This is a genomic window from Streptomyces chiangmaiensis, from assembly GCF_036281785.1.
GTDB classification, from domain to species: Bacteria; Actinomycetota; Actinomycetes; order Streptomycetales; family Streptomycetaceae; genus Streptomyces; species Streptomyces chiangmaiensis.
Window position 1 is genome coordinate 1 of the sequence record NZ_JAYWVC010000445.1, and the last position, 3,062, is coordinate 3,062.

Consider the following 3,062-nt stretch of genomic DNA (forward strand, 5'->3'; position numbering starts at 1 on the left):
TCACCCAGAGCGCACCAGCTGAATGTTTACGTCCGGATGCCCCGCATGAACGCAATCATGGAACTTGGGTGAGAACGCTCCGCACCGAACTGCTGGACCGCACCCTCATCTGGAACGAGACCCATCTACGCCAAGCGCTGCGCGCCTACGAATGGCACTACAACCAGCACCGCACTCACCGATCGCGGAGCACCGCAACACCCCTCCGCGCCCTGCCCCAAGCGCTCGAACCCGACCGAATCGACCACCTCTGGATACGCCGACACGACCACCTCGGCGGAGTCATCCACGAGTACCGACACGCCGCTTGACCTGCGAGGACGTAATATTCGGCACGCACAGCTTTCCCGGCTGCGCCCTTCAGGGTCGTGGCGGAGGTCGGCGAAGAGCCGGCCGACCTGGCGAACCAGCCCCATCCGCTGGGATGCAGCAGACGTTTCCACCTTCGCTTCCCACAACTTCCCTTATAAGAAATGGACTTGTTCCCATCACATCAGTAACGCGACGGATACACAGCACCGTTGACGCGTTTCAGTGCTGACCTTAGGCTCGCTCGCCATCGGTTCCGGCCAGAGTTCGCACCCATGGTCCCGTTCCTGACATGTGTGCGACCGTCGTCGTCGCTGCGATGGCGGGCAGGGCACTGCCGCTTGACCGGAATCGCCGTTCCGCTCCGTACCGACGACTCGGGAGAGCATGTGAACAGACGTCGCGCGCCCGGCTGGGCCGCCTTGGCACTCGTCACCACTCTGGCGCTGACCGGAGCACTCACCGGCCCCGCCGTCGCTTCACCGGCCGCCGCTTCCGCTCAGACCCCGACCACGGTGGTCGCCACCGCGACCGACGGTGTCACGCACGAGCAGAACGACCGTGTCCCAAAGGGCTCGGTCTGGACCCAGCACTACTTCCCGTCCTCGGACGGCTCCGGTACCGAACTGCACGGCGACCTGCTGATGCCCGAAGGCGTGCCCGCCGGGCAGAAGGTGCCGGTCATCCTCTCCATCGGCCCGTACTTCGGGCACATGGGCCAGACGAATCCCGAGGGCTGGACCCACACCGGTCCCTCGAATCGCTTCCAGGACTTCATCGAGGGCAGCGACCTCTTCGCCCACGGCTACGCGTTCCTCATGGTCGACCTGCGCGGCTTCGGCGGCTCGACCGGCTGCCTCGACTGGGGCGGCCCCGGTGAGCAGGCCGATGTGAAGGCCGCGATCAACTGGGCCGCGAGCCAGCCGTGGTCGACCGGCGCGGTGGGCATGTACGGCAAGTCCTACGACGCCGTCACCGGCCTCATCGGCAACGACCTGAAGCAATCCGCGCTGAAGGCCGTTGTCGCCGGGGAGCCCCTCTGGGACATGTACCAGTACATCTACTCAAACGGCGTCCCCCGCCCGAATGTGACCGGAACCGCGAATGCCTACAACGGCATTGCCACGATGGCCCCTCTGTCGGACGACGACGGGCACTACCAGGCCAACGCCCGATACGAGGACGACCACCCTGGGTGCCTGACCGAGAACTCGGCCGGCTACCGGATATCCGACCAGAACGACCCGTTCTGGACCTCCCGTGACCTGGCCAAGATGGCTCAGGGCACCGACACGCCGCTCTTCGTCACCCAGGGCTTCATCGAGAACAACACCAAGCCCGAGGAGATGCAGGAGTACCTCACCAACCACACCGGCCCGGAGCGCGGTTGGGTCGGCCAGTGGGACCATGTGCGTGGTGGCGACCGGGTGAGCGACGGTCGCCTGGCCATGGGTCGCGAGGGCTGGTACGACGAGGCGCTGTCCTTCTACGACCAGTACCTCACGGGAGTTCAGCCCTCGGTCGACTACCCGACGTACTCCGTCGAGGATTCCACCGGTCACTGGCGAGCCCAGGACACCTGGCCGGTAGTGGAGCGCGACGTCACCCTCCCGCTGGGGAGGGGCAGTTACCTTGACGACGGCGGTGCCTCCGCCCGTGCCAGCCTGGCCGCAGCCGGCACCCCGGCGCCCAAGGCGGCGCAGCCGTCGGGCAACTGGGACATGGAGAACGCCCCGGCGACCGAGCAACCGGCGCCCAAGGGTCTGGCCAAGGGGATCGCGAAGAGGCAGCAGGCCGGTGAGGTCGGCTCCAGCTTCTTCGTCTGGTCGCAGCCGCTCGCCCAGGACGTACGACTGACCGCCACGCCGAACATCGCGCTGACCGCGAAGGGCGAGGGCAACATCATGCTCAAGCTCTACGACGTCGGCCCGGACGGCAAGGCCGTGATGTTCGACGAGCAGGTCTCCCTGCTGAAGTCGGGCCGGATGAGCGTCGACCTCAAGGCGACCGACTGGACGCTGGCGGCCGGGCATGTCCTGGCCGTAGAGATCGGCTCGATCCAGACCGGGTCGTGGCGTGACACCCCATCGGGTCAGACCGTCAAGGTCTCGGGCGCCGTCCTGAGGCTGTCCCTGGACGACCCGTCCGACGACGTAGCCACCCAGGGGGACCGCTCACCCTACCTGGACACCTACCTGCGCCAGTACACGGTGGACCTGCCGGCCGGTCCGGCTTCCTTCACCGTGACACTCGGCGGCCACATCTGATCCCACGCCCACAGGCCGGCGCCGGCCGGCACAGCTCCCGGCTCCGCTCCGGAGCACCGTCCGGCACCGGCCCAGGCACCGTGTAGGGTGCCATAACTCTCGTACCTGCTTCGACCTGGGCCTTCGAGGCCCGCCTCCGATCATGGCATGCTCGATCGCCGTGGTGCTCCGCATCGTCTATCTCGCCTTTGCCCGCCCCCTCGGGCTGCTCCTCCTGCTCTCCCGTTCCCAACGAGCCAAGGACGTCGAGCTGCTGGCGCTGCACCACGAAGTCGCCGTGCTGCGCCGCCGGCTCGGCACCCGGCCACGGCTGTCCTGGCCGGACCAGGCCATACTCGCCGCCCTCGCCCGACACCTCCCCGCCTCGCTGCGCCGCAGCAGGCCGGTCACCCCCGGCACCCTGCTCTCCTGCCACCGCCGCCTCGTCCGCTGGAAATGGAGAGAGAAACCGGCGCCCACCGGCCGCCCACCGATACCCGAGCAGCT

General features: G+C 67.6%; 2 protein-coding genes and 1 pseudogene. All 3 read left to right on the forward strand.

Annotated features, from left to right (window positions below; all coding sequences use genetic code 11):
* Positions 1 to 68: 68 nt before the first annotated feature.
* Positions 69 to 311, forward strand: a complete 243-nt coding sequence (locus tag VXC91_RS44105) for an integrase core domain-containing protein (protein ID WP_329512969.1) — start codon at positions 69 to 71, stop codon at positions 309 to 311.
* Between the two features lie 387 nt (positions 312 to 698).
* Positions 699 to 2,576, forward strand: coding sequence for a CocE/NonD family hydrolase (locus VXC91_RS44110; RefSeq protein ID WP_329512970.1), 1,878 nt, complete (start codon positions 699 to 701; stop codon positions 2,574 to 2,576).
* A 142-nt stretch (positions 2,577 to 2,718) separates the two neighbouring features.
* Positions 2,719 to 3,062 (forward strand): annotated as a pseudogene (locus tag VXC91_RS44115) (integrase); the annotation flags it as partial.